Source organism: Salmonella sp. SA14318, assembly GCF_029866905.1.
Lineage (GTDB): Bacteria > Pseudomonadota > Gammaproteobacteria > Enterobacterales > Enterobacteriaceae > Salmonella > Salmonella enterica.
Genome location: NZ_CP123282.1, coordinates 4,205,811 through 4,221,800 on the forward strand (window position 1 = coordinate 4,205,811; position 15,990 = coordinate 4,221,800).

A 15,990-nucleotide genomic window follows, 5' to 3' on the forward strand; every position below is an offset into this window, starting at 1 on the left:
GGGCGTGGAGAACGCCTTTGGTTTCCCCGATTCGCAAACCACCCGCTTGCAGTCCGTCCAGACCGTCATGACGTCGTTGTCCGGCTGAAGCGGTAAAACCGGTCCGGCTCACTGACTATCCACAGCGAATTCCGGCCATCAGAAGCTAAGGGATACGTTCTGGAGTTTAAACACTCTCCACCAAATCCCCCAACGTCACCATCAACATCATCGGATCCATCGGCGACGGTACAAACCCCACCCGCTGGTAAAATTCCCGCGCTTCATCCGACAGGGCGTGAACCAGCATCCCGCGAATGCCGATAGTCTCCGCCACCTGAATAACCCGCAGCCCTGCGTCGCGTACCAGCGCCCGACCAACGCCCTGCCCATGAAGCGATTTATCCACCGCCAGACGCCCCAATACCACAACCGGAATCGGGTCAGGCATATTGCGACGAAAGCGACCGGGGGAGGTATTCGTCGTGACCGCGCTGGACGCCAGCGAGTAATAGGCCAGTACGTTCGAATCGCTGCCACAACACACAAAGGTACGGGACGCACCAGTGGTCTGATTTTTCATCGCCCGCTGTTTCAGCCAGTTATCCATAGAATCCACACCGCAGCAAAACGGAGTAAGAATATGTCCGGCATGAAGCGGCTCAGGGGAGGAGATCATTTTTCCTGCTCCCACGGCGCAGGGGTCTGCATGGTTTTACGCAGTGCGGCATTAGGTGAAGGTGTTTGATCCAAACGAGCCAGAAATTCCTGATAAGCCTGTGGATCGGCCATAATGATGCGTTGTTCGATCAGCGCTTCCTCTGCGGCAGCGCGGGCAGCTTCCAGCACAAAGTCTGTGCGGTTTTTCCCTCTGGCTTTCGCCGCCCGATCGATAAGATCGCGCTCGGCGGGTTTGATACGCAGGTTCAGGGTTTCACGCTTCATCGCCATACTGTTTGCGGCTGGCATAGTGTTGTCCTCTTGTACTTCTGTGGATATTAAGTATACAACACGCGTAACGCAGATGTCATTACGATAAATTTAGAAGGAATAGAACCGGAGTATCAAACCGAAAGGTTTTCTACTCATTTAGAGATTCAGGACCAGGCTGTGCGCTGGCATTCGCTGTGAGTGATTCCTCCTCGGGGCCGACGCAGCAAAAGATTCAATACTGCCGCGCCAAAACACGCAACATTATACAATCCAGAAAGCATAAACCTAACGGATACGCACAGTAAGAACCTCACTAACGTGTTACACCGTTTTTCATAAAGCCAACCATACGATTGAATGCTTCCCCTCCCCTCAAACTTCCGGATATCGCTACACCGTCTACCCGCCGCCGTATATATTTACCGCGTTGTATGCCTTTCCTGGCCGAGAGCGTTAATATTTACCTCCAGGATAAACCTTATCACAAATTAACATCAGATCTTATACCTCATGCTAACTACCTCCATGAAATTAAAGAGCTATTCTCTAAAAGATTAAAGGCAATTATTACTTAATTCAAATTTTAAAGAGATAATTTGATAATAACATGAGCCAATTCTTGTAAATTTCCATCTTTTTTTTATACGCGACATAGTTTTTTAACGATACTATAATATGTAGAAATGCAATATAAAATAGCATTTTCCATAGAAAATGAAAAGATCGCCACCTGATACCTTAAGTTCGCAAATAATTATATAGCTATATATTAGTTTTTTTGAAATATTTTTCAGAATAATTTTTGATTTACACGCACATTTAATAAAAGGAAATTATCATGCTAAAAGTATTTAATCCCTCACCTGTCCAGGTGGGGAGCATTGAATGTTTACAATCAGCGCAAAACTGGCAGAGGAAATCCTTATCACTTCAGGGATTAAATTTACTGCAGTCCGTACTCATCAAGCTCACCACGGGTAAAATTTCAATTACGACATCGTCCGGGGAGTATATTACGGCATCAGGGCCAATGTTAATATTTTTAGCTAAAGATCAAACTATTCATATCACTATGGAAGAGACTCATGAACAGTTAAATTATAACTTAATTGAATTAGATTCAGCGTCAATAAAAAATGCTTATAATTTTTTTCTGTATGAACATGCAGACTTTTCGGCCCCATTAACAAAACCGACGACAAAACATCTGTTAGCGCCAATAGAAACAGGCGTAGCAAGAGTATTCAACCTCTTACACTCTTCAAATAAAAGCCAGAAACTATCCCAAGATAAAAAGGAATATTTAATAAGATTTCTACTTTCAGAATTCATCTATGAACCCGAAGCATTTGCTCTCTTTAGAGAACTATCCCAAAATACATTAGCCGAAAACATTTATAATATTATTATAAGCGACATAAGTCGAAAATGGGCGCTCAAGGATATTTCTGACTCACTCTATATGAGTTGCTCCACATTAAAAAGGAAATTGAAACAAGAGCACACTTCATTCAGCGAAGTTTACCTTAATGCGCGAATGAATAAAGCAACAAAACTTCTACGCAATAGTGAATATAATATTACTCGAGTGGCTTATATGTGTGGTTATGATAGTGCTTCTTATTTTACATGCGTTTTTAAAAAACATTTCAAAACTACACCATCGGAATTTTTAGCGTTTTTATCTTCCTCTCGTCATCAATATGTTAATTGAGATATCTGACAATGCAGTATAAGAACAAAGCAAAACATATTAATATAAGAGATGGGATTCTATTGCTCGCTAAAAAATTCGATCTAACGTTGAGCGAGAAAAAAGTTATTTATTACGTGGCAGCAGGATTATCTGTTAAAAGTTGCTCAAATTTATTAGATCGAAATATAAAAACGATTTCAACACAAAAGAGATCAGCCTATAAAAAAATGGATATTACTACTGATGTTGAATTAATCCATTTGATGCTGAATGAGTTTTACATATCAGTCGATATTACGTAATTTTTTCTAAAATGTTGCCAGAGTGGTAGGCAAGGCAATTCTGGATATCATCTTCAGAGATCGGTGTGATATCTACGTTGTTTAATTTAACTGTTCCCGTATAGCAATGACTGGAATTTGATAGTGCTTTGATTAAAGAAGATTTATCTGAACCTGATGTACCGATAATACCCATAAATTCTCCGGGAACAGCAGTGAATGAAAGCTGTTCAATCAGTGTTCGTTCCGCAAACGCTATGGGTAATTCTTCGCTGTCTATCGGCTGGCTGACGATAGACTCTACACTGCCAGTACGTTCCATGGAGGATAACAGTGATATCGGCGCCGGAGGCGATAATATCACTAACATCAATACATCAATCTTTATCGGCTCCTCAGAAGCTCACGCAACAATTAAGCTGACTATTGATACACAACCGTCCGCCGAACCAACGTTGGGATCGACTGTTAACAGTCTGGATAACACCGTCACCCTTAAGGGAGTCGTGGAGGCGCATCAGGATATTCAGGTGAAGGTCACGGTCAACGATACGGACTATACCGCCAGTGTTGATAACGATACCGGTAACTGGCATGTTTCTGTTCAGCAATCCGCTATTCTGTCGGGGGCGAATCAGTACACCATAACGGCCACCGATCCCGCCGGTAATAGCGCCACAGCCAATGGAACATTTACAGGTACATCGCCCGGAAAACCCGGTTAACAAGAGTTCCGGCGTAGATGAAATGATTTCGCTTAGCGAGGCGACATGGCATTCGGTAAGTGTTGATGAAGAATATTATGCCTGATAACTAAACATCACCCTGCGAGGTCTCTTCGAAGGCCTCCTGAAAAAAACAGAGTAATATTTATTGTCTGTTAATTATTACAGGGAGAGTTAATTTATAAAAAAAAGCGGCAGACTACGCTGCCGCAAATATGAGGAGGACAATTACCGTTACGCTACACCACAAAGTAATCCGTTACTGAGGTAAGTAAAACATAAATATCCCCAACAATGAATCAACGAATCAAGCAATCGTCAAATCATGGTATTAATAACCTTGTTCTGTTTTAGCATACTGTGACAGTAAAAATAGATTTTAGTCATTCTGTATATCACACGAAAATTTATAAAACAGATTTGGTTCACTCACAATATACAAATTATTTTCATTATCCATGGCTATCCCTTCTGGTTGGGGGATATCGTCTCTGAGCCCTGACCACTCCGCCGTCAGGAACAATCGATCGCGCACCCGCCACTCGGAACTGACCTCCAGAATCATTTTTGACTCGTCCGACAACACCAGCAGCGAATCCGTTGGGGCATGGTATTCAAGTCCGGAAACATCGCTCACACTTGCAGTGATGGCAGAAGGCAACGCTCTGGTGATACCATTTTTGCTCATCTCTACTTCTTTGATCATTATGGGTTTTCTTTCTTTTGCGGCATATAATCTCTCATTTTTCGCATCCCATGCCGTACCTTCCAGCCCTTTATTTTTTGCTTTGTCATAGCCCTCAAGCTTCACCATGGAGATTATCTGCATGGTGCCGCGCTGAATATCCACCTGTGTTTTATAGACCGCGCCATCTTTCTCACTGCCTATCTGGAACTGGTTGCCCCCACTCCATGCAATAGACTCCGGGTCGTGGATGCCCTGCAGCGGCATCCGCCCTACCAGCTGCCCTTCTGTCGTTAACCAGACCAGTTCAGGGGGATTATTAATAACGGCGAAAAGCATCCTGTCTTCGGCGGAGTAGGTCAAACCTGAAAGGTTACTCTTAACTCCTGCGACTGGTTTTTGCTGAATAACCGCTTTATAGCTACTCAGTGCTAGCGCCGAGGGTTTATCACCATATTTGAGGATCAGTTGATAAACATAGCGTATATCGTCCCTGACCATAAATAAAATCACGCCCAAGAGTACAACCACAATAACGCGTTTTAGTAATCTCATAAAAAATCCATAGCAGATCGCGTCACGACTGATGTCGTAACGCATTTCTTAAAAATAAAGCCGATGTCCGATAGAATCGTTATTCGGTTATGGCGAGCGCCATTAGCATAGGCAAAATGAAATAGTGAGGGTTATCACAAAAAGCCCGATTTTAATCACTAACGTACCCTTTTTGTAAATTGACATAATCAAGAGGAGGGTAGTTTCGGCTAATTATTTAAATAGTACGTCTGCAAATTCGCCCCTGTATGCAGGGCAAATGACAAAAAGTGATAATTAATGAGATGTAACACCGCAATCTGATCTGCTATTGCTGCTCCCACTTCTATTCAACCGGGCAGCAAAAAAATGAAACTCAACCTTATTACCGTCAGCCTGGCTACGCTCGTTGCCGCTGGCGCATTCCCGGCCCATGCCGGTCCTCAGGCACATGTCGTGTGCGGCTATCACCACACGCTGGGCGATGACGCGATTATGATGTTTGGTAAAGCGAATCAGGCGATGTGGCATGACTTTTTTGGCAACACCCACACCGACGCGGTCTCTACCTACCAGACGTTGCGCGCGCAACCCGATACCACCTGTGATAATAAAGCCGACAGCTCCGCTTACTGGGCGCCGTCCATGAAATTACCCGATGGTGAAATCGTAAATCCGGCCTACCAAAAGACCTATTATCAATCCACAAATGTAGCGCAATATCCGCTCCATCCATTCCCGGCCGGGCTGGAGTTACTGGCAGGCGATCATCACGGTACTGGCCCCAGTTCCGCAATCACCTTTTTATGTGCCAACGGCAAAGGTTACACCAACAAGGTAGGCGAAATATGCGGCCTGCGTAAAGCGGGCGATGCCGTCCAGTTTAATATCGGGATCGCTTTCCCCAACTGTTGGGATGGCGTCAACCTGAAACCGACCCATAGCCACAATAACGCTATCTATGCCGACCACGGGAAATGTTCCGCAGACTATCCGGTCAAAATCCCGACGGTTAATATGAACATCGCCTGGGTACTCCCGCAGATCTCCTCGCTGGATACGTCTAAAGTGGAATTGTCGATGGACCCGGTAATGCATGGCGAAACCCGGGAAGAGCGCTGGGGAAGTCTTTATACCGCCCATGCCGATTTTATTAATGGCTGGACGGAAGATGGCGCGCAGTTTATGACGGATCTGTGTATGAATCAGGGACTGGATTGCGGCACTACGGTTCCTTACGCCTACAGTAAAGCGGAAGAAAATACCTGGGTAAGTAGCGAAGACGACAAGCCTCATGCCAGCGTCGATACCTTGTACGTACAGGATGACTGGACAAATGGCGGACGCACGCAGCACCCGGAAACGCTCACGCTGGTGAAATTTAAGATCCCGCCCCTGCCTGCCAATATGGACGCTTCGCTATTCAAATACCGTATTCGCCTTTTTGGCGGCAAAACGGAAGCGAACGGCGCCGATCAAATTTTCTTTTACCCGACCAGCAGTGACTGGCACGTCAGTACCGTGTCCTGGAACAATAAACCGGCGATCAACTACCGTTCCGATGCCGTGTTATATCTGGACCATTCACATGAGTATCGCATGGTTGATGTCGATAAAGCGGTGCGCAAAGCGCTGGCGGAAGGGAAAACGGAAATATCCTGGTATATCGGCGGCGACCGTCAGGGAAATCACTACGATTTCACGCCAGCGGACTCAAAACAGAGCCTGGTGCTGATGCTGACCGGTTTCAAAAAGACGCCGGAGCTGTAATAGTAAACTGTGCCCGCTGACGCAACAGCGGGCACAATGGCGGCACAAGTATTACGGCACGTCATCAAAACCTGACCAATACCTCAGAAAAACAACCGTTTACTCTCAGGCTGTAGTCCCTGTTGCTGCTGAACATCCTGCAGATAACAGGTCGCTACGATGGCAAGCCGGGCATAGAAGGCGCTAACGGTATTGCGTTGCAGCAATTCCAGATAGCGGAATCCCCAGGGCAGCAGATGCGCCTCCAGTAACCGGTTGGCCGCCACGTTGTCGCCTCGTGCCAGCAGATCGCTACAGGCCAATAGCATCAGGCCAAACTGATCTTCCGGCTCGCGTTCACGGTCAGTGAATACCATTCCCTGCGACTGTAAAAAAGCTCGATAATCGGCGGTGGTTTCCCCCATCAGCAAATTATCTTTTTCCAGATAGACCGATCCCCAGGGCGGGACGGGCATCTTTCCCTGGCCTTCAAACAACACAGAAAATTGCCATGTAAGCGCATCATCATCCGGTAGCGACCATGACGCACACAGTGATTCAATATGTCCGCGATCGCGCCAGGGGTAAAGCTCAGGCAACGTTGGCAAACAATCGAACAACGCTTTCACCTCCGGCCTCTCAGGGGAGTAGTAAAACAGTGCGCCGAGGATACGCGGCAAAACAGCACGGGAAAGCATAGCAATAGCTCCTGAAATATTTCGCCTGATGACGCTACGCTGATCAGGCTTACATGGCATAAACCGGGCAAAAAACTACATTGGCAGCGTCCACAGATTGTAAAACGCAATCCTACCCGCCAACTCCGCCGCGATAACCACCACAGCCGTCATGGCCAGCACCGCAGCGCTCGATTTCAGGCGCGCGCAGACCACCACCCCGACCACGCCCGCCGCCAGCAATATCGCCTGGGCGGTAAACCAGCTATGCTGCGCGGCGGTCAGAGCGCTATCGGCGCTCATCAGCGTCGCCATATAGCCCGGGCGCAGACAAAAGCTCACCAAAATCGCCAACACGCTGACCAGTAGCCCCAGACGGCGCACGCCAAACAATGCCGCCAACGCGCCGCCGCCAATCAACGGCGTCAATATCATCATTGCCGTGGTGTAAGATGAACGCCAGGTCGCCACCGTCGGCAGTTGGTAAATCTGCGGAACGGCGTATAAGAAGACTACTCCGACTATCGCCGCCAACCAGACCAACGCGTTACACAGCGGCGTCGCCCGGTTCAGCAACAAACCGAGCGCCCCCAGTCCGCCGAGCGCCGCAAAAGCCGCCGACAGGACAATCTCGTTACTCATCGGCGAATGTCCGACGCGCAGCAGCATATTCAGCGCACGCAGCGGTTGCCCGACGTGGAAGGTGCCGACAATGACGCCCAGCCCAAACAGGCACATCACCGAGAACAGACCAATAGCCTTGCGCCGCGGCGCGACCAGCCCCATTGCGCCGCCAATCAGCAGCAGAATAAACGCGCCAACCGCGCTCTGGGTAAACACCGTAAAAAAGACCAGCGGTAACTCATGCATGGCGCACCTCCCGAATGTTCATGATTGCGCCTTCCGTATCGCCCGTGGGTCTCGCTTTCGGATGCGGTTTAATAATGAGGTTAGGATGGGTGAACGACGCTGAAGGCAGCGGCGCGATTTGATTCTCCGTGCCATATTTTGCCCGTAATTCATCGACAGGGCCGAAATCCAGCGCTCGCTGCGGGCAAGAATCCACACAGATAGGGCGCAGATTGTTCTCCAGTCGGTCAAGACAACCGTCGCACTTACGCATCACGTTCGCCTGCGTATCAAACTGCGGCGCGCCGTAGGGGCAGCGCATTTCACAATAACGACAGCCGACGCATACGCTGTCATCCACCACGACCAGACCATCTTCTTTGCGTTTATGCATCGCCCCGGTCGGACAGCCGGAGACACATACCGGCTCATCACAATGGTTACAAGCAATAGAGAGGTAGTAGGTAAAGGTGTCGTGATGCCAGCTTTCCCCCTCTTTCACCCAGCTTCCGCCGCCATATTCATAGACGCGGCGCAGTTTCGGACCGACATCCAGATCTTTATTATCCTTGCAGCTTACCTGGCAGGTTTTACAGCCTGAACAGCGCGAGGAGTCAACATAAAAGCCATACTGTTTCATCGTACATCACTCCTTAAGCGCGTTTAATTTCAACCAGATTGGTATGCTGCGGATTGCCTTTCGCCAGCGGCGAAGGATGGTGGCTGGTCAGCGTATTGATACAGCCGCCGACATCAACGCCGTTGCCGTCAAGCCGCGTCCACGCGCCCTGCGGCATCGCCGCCACGCCGGGTAAAATGCGCTGGGTCACTTTACAGGGAAGCTCCACCACGCCGCGGTCATTGAATACATGCACCCGATCGCCGGACTTCAGTTGGCGGGCGCTGGCGTCAATCGGGTTAATCCAGACTTCATCCGGCACCGCCTCATGCAGCATCAGCACATTGCTGTAGGTCGAGTGGGTATGCCCTTTGGTATGGAAGCCGCTTAACTGCAACGGATACTTCGCCGTCAGCGCTTTGTTAAGATGCGACTCTTTCGCCGGACAAAATTCCGGCAATGCGGGAATTCGCTCGCCTTCTGGCAACGTCCACGCTTGCGCCAGATCCGCCAGCGCCTGGGAGTAAATTTCAATTTTGCCCGACGGCGTGGAGAGTGGATTAGCCTCGGCGTCGGCGCGGAAATCGGCAAACGCAAGGCTCTGCTGCTCGGTAGCGATACGCTGGTCAATCACACCCATCTCTTTCGCCACGCTCCACTCCGGCAGGTATGGACGTTTTTCACGGATCTGCTGATAGTGCATCTCCGCCCACTGCGCCTGAGTTCGGCCCTCGGTATATTGCTCGCGCAGTCCAAGATGCCCGGCGATATCCGCGCAGATGTCATACGTGCTGCGCACTTCCCACATCGGTTTAACGGTTTTCTGAATCGCAATCATATAGTTATGCGATCCCGCCGCATAGGAGCTGTCCACCAGGTCTTCCGCCTCAAGATAGCTGGTCTCCGGCAACAGCAGATCCGCATACATCGCGCTGGGCGTCATATGGTTTTCAATCACGATAATGGTTTCACACAGCGATTCATCCGCGAGAATTTGTCGGGTGCGGTTCGTTTCGCCGTGCTGATTCAGCAAGGTATTACCGGCCTGGTTGAAAAACAGCTTAATTCCGGTTTTTAGCCTGTCCGCGCCTTTCACACCCATTGTCGTCGCGGTCATTTTCTCCGGATGCTGAATGGCGTCCGTCCACAGATAGCAAGGAATAGAGGTTGTGATCGGATTCTTACCGACAGGCAACAATGGCACGCCATACGGCGTACCGTAAGGCCAGTTGCCATTGTTGGTGCCGGGCCGCCCGAAGTGGCCGGTTAACGCTGGCAGCGTCTGAATAGCACGCACGGTTTGTTCGCCGTTGGCATGACGCTGCGGCCCCCAGCCCTGGCAAATATAGCAGGCGCGCGCCGAGGCGATTTCGCGCGCCAGTTGGCGAATACGCGTTGCCGGAATTCCGGTGATATCCGCCGCCCATTCCGGGGTTTTCGCGATACCGTCATCGCCCGTGCCAAGAACATAATCTTTATAGCTGGCGTTAGGCGCAGCCGTGTCCGGCAAGGTGCTACGGTCATAGCCGACGCAATAGCGGTTTACCAGCGCCTCGTCGAGAAGCTGTTCGGTAATCAGCGTATGCGCTATGCCGGCGACTAGCGCGGCGTCCGTGGTTGGGCGAATCGGTAGCCATTCGGCGTGTTCGGTAATCACCGAATCGGTATAGCGCGGATCGATAATAATGACTCGGGCTTTCGAGGTCTCCAGCGCCCGGCGCAGCTCTTCAACCTGACCGCCGCCGGACATCCGCGTTTCTGAGAGATTCAGGCCAAATAGCACCACCAGATCGGAATGCGCGATCTGCGTAAAATGGCTACCAACATAGGTACCATGCATATAGGGCGTTGCCGTCGCGATTTGCGCGGTCGAGTAGGTATTATGGTAATTTAAATAGCCACCGGTGAGATTTAACAATCGCTTCCATGCGGGCGATCCCTGCGTATGATAATATGCCCCGGATTGATAATTATAATAAATAGCTTCCCGGCCATATTGTTCGCTAACGCGCGTTAATTCCGCCGCAATAAAGGCCGTGGCCTCATCCCATGAAATACGTTTAAATTTTCCTTCGCCGCGTTTTCCCACTCTTTTCATCGGATACTTAATGCGATCCGGGCTATAGACGCGCCAGCGACTGGAACGCCCGCGCAGGCAGGGACGAATCTGATGCTCGCCGAATACCGCGTCATCTTTCGCGTCTTCCGGCTCAATACGCACAATGCGATCATTTTTCACGATAACCTTAAGCGGGCATCGGCTGCCACAGTTGACCAGACAGGCGCTGTGCCTGACGGTTTCGCCGTTGGCATCCTTCGGTATCGGGGTATCCTGCGCCTGGGCAGTGGTAGCAAAAGGCAGCGTAATCGCCTGGCTTAGCGTCACCGCCGCCCCTACTTTTGCAGTAGCGACAATAGCATCACGTCGGGTTATGGTTGTGTTCAGCCATTTTTTTATTTCCATTTTTTATTTCTCACATTGCTTCCATAATTATTAATAATATGTAATGAAAACTAATCATAATAGATTAAATATTTGTGCTGATTGATTGTGATCAAACGCATTCTGAACGTCAGTAAAAATAAAATGTGATACCGCATACGTTATTATAAAAATTAATGAAAAATTATTTTATGTAATTCTGATGAAAATAAATTACCCATCACGGTATCCGGCGATATTAATTAACGACATGACGTTTGCCAGTCGACATGAGCAGGTAGCGCCCCCTGCAAGGCAAGACGGGCCTTTCAACACTGGAGCAACATCGCCTATGCCTTTGAATTAGACGCTTCATCAGGGATAATAACCTTACGATTCGTCCGTTCAGGTCCACTATGAAACACTCCCTGCCATGCCGGGCGTTACGCAAACGCCCCATGAAACTCGGCACTACCGTCATTCTGATGGTCAGCGCCGTTTTGTTTTCGGTGCTCGTTGTGGTCCATCTGATCTATTTTTCGCAAATCAGCAGCATGACGCGCGACGCGCTGGCAGATAAAGCGCTGGCGGTGGCTCGCTCGCTGGCGGACTCTCCGGCAATTCGCGAGGGGCTGAAAAAACCGCCTGCGGAAAGCGGCATTCAGACGCTCGCCGAAGCGGTGAGCCAGCATAATGGCTTTTTGTTTATTGTGGTGACCAACATGCAGGGCATCCGTTATTCGCACCCAGAAACGCAGCGAATCGGTCAACCGTTCAAAGGCGATGACATTCTGCTCGCGCTGCAGGGAAAGGAAAACGTTGCCATTAATCGCGGCTTTCTTGCCAAAGCGCTGCGCGTTTTCACACCGGTTTATGATGAACATCACCGGCAGATCGGCGTGGTAGCGATTGGGCTGGAACTCAGTCACGTTACGCAGCAGATCAACAATAGCCGCGGCAGTATTATCTGGTCCATTCTGTTCGGCGCTCTGGTGGGGTTATTAGGCACGTATGCGCTGGTCAAGGTGCTGAAACGTATCCTGTTTGGCCTCGAACCCTATGAGATCTCAACCCTGTTTGAACAACGCCAGGCGATGCTGCAGTCAATCAAAGAGGGCGTTATCGCCGTGGATGATAGCGGCGAAGTCACGTTGATTAACCATGCGGCGCAGGCGCTGCTCGATTATCGAAAAACGCAGGATGATGCCAGATTATCCACCCTGAGTCATGCCTGGTCGCAGGTGGTGGACATTAGCGAAGTGTTGCGTGACGGTACGCCGCGCCGCGATGAAGAGATCATCGTCAAAGGCCGCCTGCTGCTGGTGAATACCGTTCCGGTGCGCAGCAACGGCGAAATTATCGGCGCGATATCCACCTTCAGGGATAAAACAGAAGTTCGCCAACTGATGCAGCGGTTGGACGGGATGGTGAACTACGCGGATGCGCTCCGTGAACGATCCCACGAATTCATGAACAAATTACATGTGATTCTGGGATTATTGCACCTGAAGAGTTATAAGCAGCTTGAAGCGTATATTATCAAGACGGCCAATAACTATCAGGAAGAGATCGGTTTGCTGCTGGGTAAAATAAAGTCGCCGATTATCGCTGGCTTTTTGCTCAGTAAGATTACTCGCGCCTCTGATTTCGGGCACAGCCTGGTGATAAGCAGCGACAGCCAGTTACCGGATAATAACAATGAAGATCAGGTTACGGTGCTGATTACGGCGCTGGGTAATTTGATTGAAAACGCGCTGGAAGCGTTGAGCCAGGAATCCGGCGGCGAAATCAGCGTCTCGTTACACTACCGTCATGGCTGGCTGCATTGCGAAGTGAGCGATGACGGTCCGGGTATCGAACCTGAGCGCATCGAGGCGATTTTTGAAAAAGGCGTCTCGTCGAAAGGCGCCGAACGCGGCGTCGGTTTAGCGCTGGTTAAACAGCAGGTTGAAGCGCTTGGCGGCGTAATTTCCGTGGAGTCCGAGCCTGGGATCTTCACACAATTTTTTGTACAGTTACCCTGGGATGGAAAAAGGACCAGCCTATGATCAATGTATTAATTGTCGATGACGATGCGATGGTCGCGGAGTTAAATCGCCGCTATGTCGCGCAAATCTCCGGTTTTCATTGTTGTGGAACCGCTTCGACGCTGGAAAAAGCGAAAGAGTTTATCTTCAACAGTGAAAATCACATTGACCTAATCCTGCTGGATATCTACATGCAGCAGGAAAACGGATTGGATCTGCTGCCTGTCCTGCACAGCGCAGGCTGCAAAAGTGACGTTATTGTCATTTCTTCTGCCGCTGACGCCGCCACCATTAAAGATTCGCTTCACTACGGCGTGGTGGATTATCTGATCAAGCCTTTTCAGGCCACGCGCTTTGAAGAAGCGCTGACCGGCTGGCTACGTAAGAAAACGGCGATGGAAAAACGCCAGTATTACGAACAGTCTGAGCTTGACCTGCTCATTCACGGTAATTCATCCAGCGAGCAGGAGCCTCGCCGGCTGCCAAAAGGGCTGACGCAGCAAACGCTACGCACCTTATGTCAGTGGATTGATGCGCATCAGGAGCAGGAATTTTCTACCGACGAGTTGGCCAACGAAGTGAATATCTCGCGCGTCTCCTGCCGTAAATATCTCATCTGGCTGGTGAATTGCCATATCTTGTTTACCAGTATTCATTACGGCGTGACCGGCAGGCCGGTTTACCGCTACCGCGTTCAGCCGGAACATTACTCTTTACTGAAACAATATTGTCAGTAAGGATACCGCATAAAGCCGACGCGAAGCGTTATATCCTGGTAACATTTATTATAACAATGCCAATAAAAACGCTATCACATTAATAACAAACCTGGGAAATTGTGTCAGATCAAATATACTCAACCCAGGCCTGTTAACGTTATTTTCTATTATTACAGCGCTCTGCGCTGTTTTTAATTTCAAAACGCTAACAAAAGTTAATTAAGTATTATCCCATGCCGAGAGTGTGTATTTTTATTAAAAAAGGGATTTGTCCGGAATTTTCCTGACACTTAAATAAAATTATGTTTGTAGCAATGGAGCTTGTGCTACGCCTATGGACAATACGTATATTGGTGAGCAGATACGCGTCTCCACACGCCATACTAATAATTTAAAAAAATGGCGTGACAATGATCACATAAGTCACATTCTGTTCGCTTTATCTCGTGATTTACCTGATGGCGAGACACAAAAATTAAATAATAAACGCCTGTTTTTAAAACAGACAAATCATAATTTACTGCTCTCGCTGACTCCACCTGCCCATCGCCAGAGGGTGCTTCCCTCTGAACATCACCATCGCAAGAAAATAATTACTTAAAGCAACTCTGTAAAAAGCTTAATCGTTAATCGTCGCCACTGGCGCATTGAATATTCGTCATTCCCTGATGCTCATTCACACAAATCAGAAGATGACTGTGATCCATTTATCAAAATTGACTGGGTTTATCGCGAGGATAAATAAAAATGTTATTTAGTATACAGCTTCTCATAATATTAATATGTCTGTTTTATGGCGCCCGAAAGGGCGGGATCGCGCTCGGGTTGTTGGGCGGTATTGGTCTGGTCATTCTGGTGTTTGTTTTCCATCTCCAGCCAGGTAAACCGCCCGTTGACGTAATGCTGGTCATTATCGCGGTAGTCGCCGCGTCGGCAACGTTGCAGGCGTCAGGCGGGCTGGATGTGATGTTGCAGATTGCCGAAAAGCTGCTGCGCCGCAACCCCAAATACGTCTCTATTGTGGCGCCGTTCGTCACCTGTACCCTGACGATTCTGTGTGGGACAGGCCACGTGGTCTACACCATTTTGCCGATTATCTATGACGTGGCGATCAAGAATAATATCCGTCCGGAACGTCCAATGGCGGCCAGTTCTATCGGCGCGCAAATGGGCATCATCGCCAGTCCGGTTTCCGTCGCCGTTGTTTCTCTGGTAGCGATGCTGGGCAACGTGACATTTGACGGAAAACATCTGGAGTTCCTCGATCTGCTGTCGATCACCATCCCGTCTACCCTGCTCGGTATCCTGGCAATCGGTATTTTTAGTTGGTTCCGCGGTAAAGATCTGGATAAAGACGAAGCGTTTCAGAAATTTATTTCCGTACCGGAAAACCGTCAGTACGTGTACGGCGATACCGCGACGCTGCTGGATAAAAAACTGCCGAAAAGCAACTGGCTGGCGATGTGGATCTTCCTGGCGGCGATTGCCGTGGTCGCTCTCCTGGGCGCGGACTCCGACTTACGTCCAACCTTCGGCGGCAAACCGTTGTCGATGGTGCTGGTCATTCAGATGTTTATGCTGCTGACCGGAGCGCTCATTATCATCCTGACCAAAACCAATCCTGCGTCTATCTCAAAAAACGAAGTTTTTCGTTCCGGTATGATTGCGATTGTCGCGGTATACGGGATCGCCTGGATGGCGGAAACCATGTTCGGCGCGCATATGTCGGAAATTCAGGGCGTGCTGGGCGAAATGGTCAAAGAGTATCCGTGGGCCTACGCCATCGTTCTGCTGCTGGTCTCCAAGTTTGTTAACTCCCAGGCAGCGGCGCTGGCGGCGATTGTTCCCGTCGCGCTGGCTATCGGTGTCGATCCGGCGTATATCGTGGCCTCTGCGCCGGCATGTTATGGCTACTATATCCTGCCGACCTACCCAAGCGATCTGGCGGCGATTCAGTTTGACCGTTCCGGCACAACCCGTATTGGCCGCTTCGTCATTAACCACAGCTTCATTCTGCCGGGTTTGATTGGCGTGAGCGTCTCCTGCGTCTTTGGCTGGATCTTTGCCGCAATGTACGGATTCCTGTAATGGCCGC

General features: G+C 49.4%; 17 protein-coding genes and 1 pseudogene. 10 read left to right on the forward strand and 8 right to left on the reverse strand.

The annotated features are described in order from the left end of the window. Positions 1 to 166: 166 nt before the first annotated feature. Together QEN32_RS20100 and QEN32_RS20105 are read right to left on the reverse strand one after the other, a co-directional pair. Positions 167 to 658, reverse strand: a complete 492-nt coding sequence (locus tag QEN32_RS20100; RefSeq protein WP_079945808.1) for a GNAT family N-acetyltransferase — start codon at positions 656 to 658, stop codon at positions 167 to 169. Next, a complete protein-coding gene (locus QEN32_RS20105) occupies positions 655 to 948 on the reverse strand; it encodes a DUF1778 domain-containing protein (protein WP_001110453.1) in 294 nt (97 codons plus the stop codon). The genes QEN32_RS20100 and QEN32_RS20105 overlap by 4 nt, the downstream gene beginning before the upstream one ends. Before the next feature lie 317 nt (positions 949 to 1,265). Between QEN32_RS20105 and QEN32_RS20110 the strand changes: the two genes are divergently transcribed. The 3 genes from QEN32_RS20110 (at position 1,266) to rtsB (ending at position 2,910) form a co-directional block, all read left to right on the forward strand. Further along, positions 1,266 to 1,487: a hypothetical protein gene (locus QEN32_RS20110; protein ID WP_265322051.1), complete on the forward strand. Its 222-nt coding sequence runs from the start codon at positions 1,266 to 1,268 to the stop codon at positions 1,485 to 1,487. Between the two features lie 263 nt (positions 1,488 to 1,750). After that, positions 1,751 to 2,626, forward strand: a complete 876-nt coding sequence (locus tag QEN32_RS20115) for an AraC family transcriptional regulator (protein WP_000921674.1) — start codon at positions 1,751 to 1,753, stop codon at positions 2,624 to 2,626. Next, positions 2,623 to 2,910: a transcriptional regulator RtsB gene (gene rtsB / locus QEN32_RS20120; RefSeq protein WP_001269916.1), complete on the forward strand. Its 288-nt coding sequence runs from the start codon at positions 2,623 to 2,625 to the stop codon at positions 2,908 to 2,910. The genes QEN32_RS20115 and rtsB overlap by 4 nt, the downstream gene beginning before the upstream one ends. Here rtsB and QEN32_RS20125 read toward each other — a convergent pair. Continuing rightward, entirely contained in the window at positions 2,903 to 3,184 is a 282-nt protein-coding gene (locus tag QEN32_RS20125; RefSeq protein ID WP_265322079.1) for an ATP-binding cassette domain-containing protein, read from the reverse strand. The two genes, rtsB and QEN32_RS20125, sit on opposite strands and share 8 nt — an antisense overlap. On the opposite strand from QEN32_RS20125, the pseudogene QEN32_RS20130 reads away from it, so the two are divergent. Both QEN32_RS20130 and QEN32_RS20135 read left to right on the forward strand, forming a co-directional pair. Continuing rightward, positions 3,105 to 3,307, forward strand: a pseudogene (locus QEN32_RS20130) (hypothetical protein). The gene QEN32_RS20125 and the pseudogene QEN32_RS20130 overlap by 80 nt on opposite strands. A 7-nt stretch (positions 3,308 to 3,314) precedes the next feature. Beyond that, positions 3,315 to 3,614 (forward strand): Ig-like domain-containing protein, encoded by a 300-nt coding sequence (locus QEN32_RS20135; protein ID WP_265322080.1) that lies wholly within the window; start codon positions 3,315 to 3,317, stop codon positions 3,612 to 3,614. 379 nt (positions 3,615 to 3,993) lie between these two features. Here QEN32_RS20135 and QEN32_RS20140 read toward each other — a convergent pair whose 3' ends face one another. Further along, entirely contained in the window at positions 3,994 to 4,899 is a 906-nt protein-coding gene (locus QEN32_RS20140; RefSeq protein WP_001268200.1) for a YjiK family protein, read from the reverse strand. A gap of 303 nt (positions 4,900 to 5,202) precedes the next feature. Here QEN32_RS20140 and QEN32_RS20145 point away from each other — a divergent pair, with 303 nt between their 5' ends. Further along, positions 5,203 to 6,603 carry a DUF1996 domain-containing protein gene (locus QEN32_RS20145; RefSeq protein ID WP_265322052.1) on the forward strand — a complete coding sequence of 467 codons (1,401 nt, stop codon included), beginning with the start codon at positions 5,203 to 5,205 and terminating at the stop codon, positions 6,601 to 6,603. A gap of 83 nt (positions 6,604 to 6,686) precedes the next feature. On the opposite strand, the gene QEN32_RS20150 is transcribed toward QEN32_RS20145, so the two are convergent. The 4 genes from QEN32_RS20150 to QEN32_RS20165 all read right to left on the reverse strand — a co-directional run bounded on the left by QEN32_RS20150 (position 6,687) and on the right by QEN32_RS20165 (position 11,191). Then, positions 6,687 to 7,280 carry a molecular chaperone gene (locus tag QEN32_RS20150; protein WP_064012713.1) on the reverse strand — a complete coding sequence of 198 codons (594 nt, stop codon included), beginning with the start codon at positions 7,278 to 7,280 and terminating at the stop codon, positions 6,687 to 6,689. A 75-nt stretch (positions 7,281 to 7,355) separates the two neighbouring features. Then, a complete protein-coding gene (locus QEN32_RS20155) occupies positions 7,356 to 8,129 on the reverse strand; it encodes a DmsC/YnfH family molybdoenzyme membrane anchor subunit (RefSeq protein ID WP_000544929.1) in 774 nt (257 codons plus the stop codon). After that, positions 8,122 to 8,748 carry a DMSO/selenate family reductase complex B subunit gene (locus QEN32_RS20160; RefSeq protein ID WP_000816143.1) on the reverse strand — a complete coding sequence of 209 codons (627 nt, stop codon included), beginning with the start codon at positions 8,746 to 8,748 and terminating at the stop codon, positions 8,122 to 8,124. Before QEN32_RS20160 ends, QEN32_RS20155 begins: the two co-directional genes overlap by 8 nt. A gap of 13 nt (positions 8,749 to 8,761) precedes the next feature. Then, a complete protein-coding gene (locus QEN32_RS20165; RefSeq protein WP_000403490.1) occupies positions 8,762 to 11,191 on the reverse strand; it encodes a DMSO/selenate family reductase complex A subunit in 2,430 nt (809 codons plus the stop codon). Between the two features lie 374 nt (positions 11,192 to 11,565). Here QEN32_RS20165 and QEN32_RS20170 point away from each other — a divergent pair, with 374 nt between their 5' ends. From QEN32_RS20170 to dcuB, 4 genes are all read left to right on the forward strand, one after another. Further along, complete coding sequence (locus QEN32_RS20170) at positions 11,566 to 13,197, forward strand: sensor histidine kinase (protein WP_023137205.1); 1,632 nt, start codon at positions 11,566 to 11,568, stop codon at positions 13,195 to 13,197. Next, on the forward strand, positions 13,194 to 13,913 hold the full coding sequence (gene dcuR / locus QEN32_RS20175) for a two-component system response regulator DcuR (protein ID WP_000611307.1): 720 nt from the start codon (positions 13,194 to 13,196) through the stop codon (positions 13,911 to 13,913). The genes QEN32_RS20170 and dcuR overlap by 4 nt, the downstream gene beginning before the upstream one ends. 316 nt (positions 13,914 to 14,229) lie before the next feature. After that, entirely contained in the window at positions 14,230 to 14,496 is a 267-nt protein-coding gene (locus QEN32_RS20180) for a hypothetical protein (RefSeq protein WP_001519837.1), read from the forward strand. Positions 14,497 to 14,642: 146 nt separating this feature from the next. Further along, positions 14,643 to 15,983 carry an anaerobic C4-dicarboxylate transporter DcuB gene (gene dcuB / locus QEN32_RS20185; protein WP_000899149.1) on the forward strand — a complete coding sequence of 447 codons (1,341 nt, stop codon included), beginning with the start codon at positions 14,643 to 14,645 and terminating at the stop codon, positions 15,981 to 15,983. Positions 15,984 to 15,990 lie beyond the last annotated feature (7 nt).

Excerpts from the sequence above, each read along its gene's own strand:
- dcuR (WP_000611307.1), top strand. The coding sequence starts at position 13,194 with ATGATCAATGTATTAATTGTCGATGACGATGCGATGGTCGCGGAGTTA.
- QEN32_RS20155 (WP_000544929.1), bottom strand. The coding sequence starts at position 8,129 with ATGCATGAGTTACCGCTGGTCTTTTTTACGGTGTTTACCCAGAGCGCG.
- QEN32_RS20170 (WP_023137205.1), top strand. The coding sequence starts at position 11,566 with ATGAAACACTCCCTGCCATGCCGGGCGTTACGCAAACGCCCCATGAAA.
- QEN32_RS20115 (WP_000921674.1), top strand. The coding sequence starts at position 1,751 with ATGCTAAAAGTATTTAATCCCTCACCTGTCCAGGTGGGGAGCATTGAA.
- QEN32_RS20160 (WP_000816143.1), bottom strand. The coding sequence starts at position 8,748 with ATGAAACAGTATGGCTTTTATGTTGACTCCTCGCGCTGTTCAGGCTGT.
- QEN32_RS20165 (WP_000403490.1), bottom strand. The coding sequence starts at position 11,191 with ATGGAAATAAAAAAATGGCTGAACACAACCATAACCCGACGTGATGCT.
- QEN32_RS20140 (WP_001268200.1), bottom strand. The coding sequence starts at position 4,899 with ATGCGTTACGACATCAGTCGTGACGCGATCTGCTATGGATTTTTTATG.
- QEN32_RS20180 (WP_001519837.1), top strand. The coding sequence starts at position 14,230 with ATGGACAATACGTATATTGGTGAGCAGATACGCGTCTCCACACGCCAT.
- QEN32_RS20105 (WP_001110453.1), bottom strand. The coding sequence starts at position 948 with ATGCCAGCCGCAAACAGTATGGCGATGAAGCGTGAAACCCTGAACCTG.
- QEN32_RS20150 (WP_064012713.1), bottom strand. The coding sequence starts at position 7,280 with ATGCTTTCCCGTGCTGTTTTGCCGCGTATCCTCGGCGCACTGTTTTAC.
- QEN32_RS20100 (WP_079945808.1), bottom strand. The coding sequence starts at position 658 with ATGATCTCCTCCCCTGAGCCGCTTCATGCCGGACATATTCTTACTCCG.
- dcuB (WP_000899149.1), top strand. The coding sequence starts at position 14,643 with ATGTTATTTAGTATACAGCTTCTCATAATATTAATATGTCTGTTTTAT.
- QEN32_RS20145 (WP_265322052.1), top strand. The coding sequence starts at position 5,203 with ATGAAACTCAACCTTATTACCGTCAGCCTGGCTACGCTCGTTGCCGCT.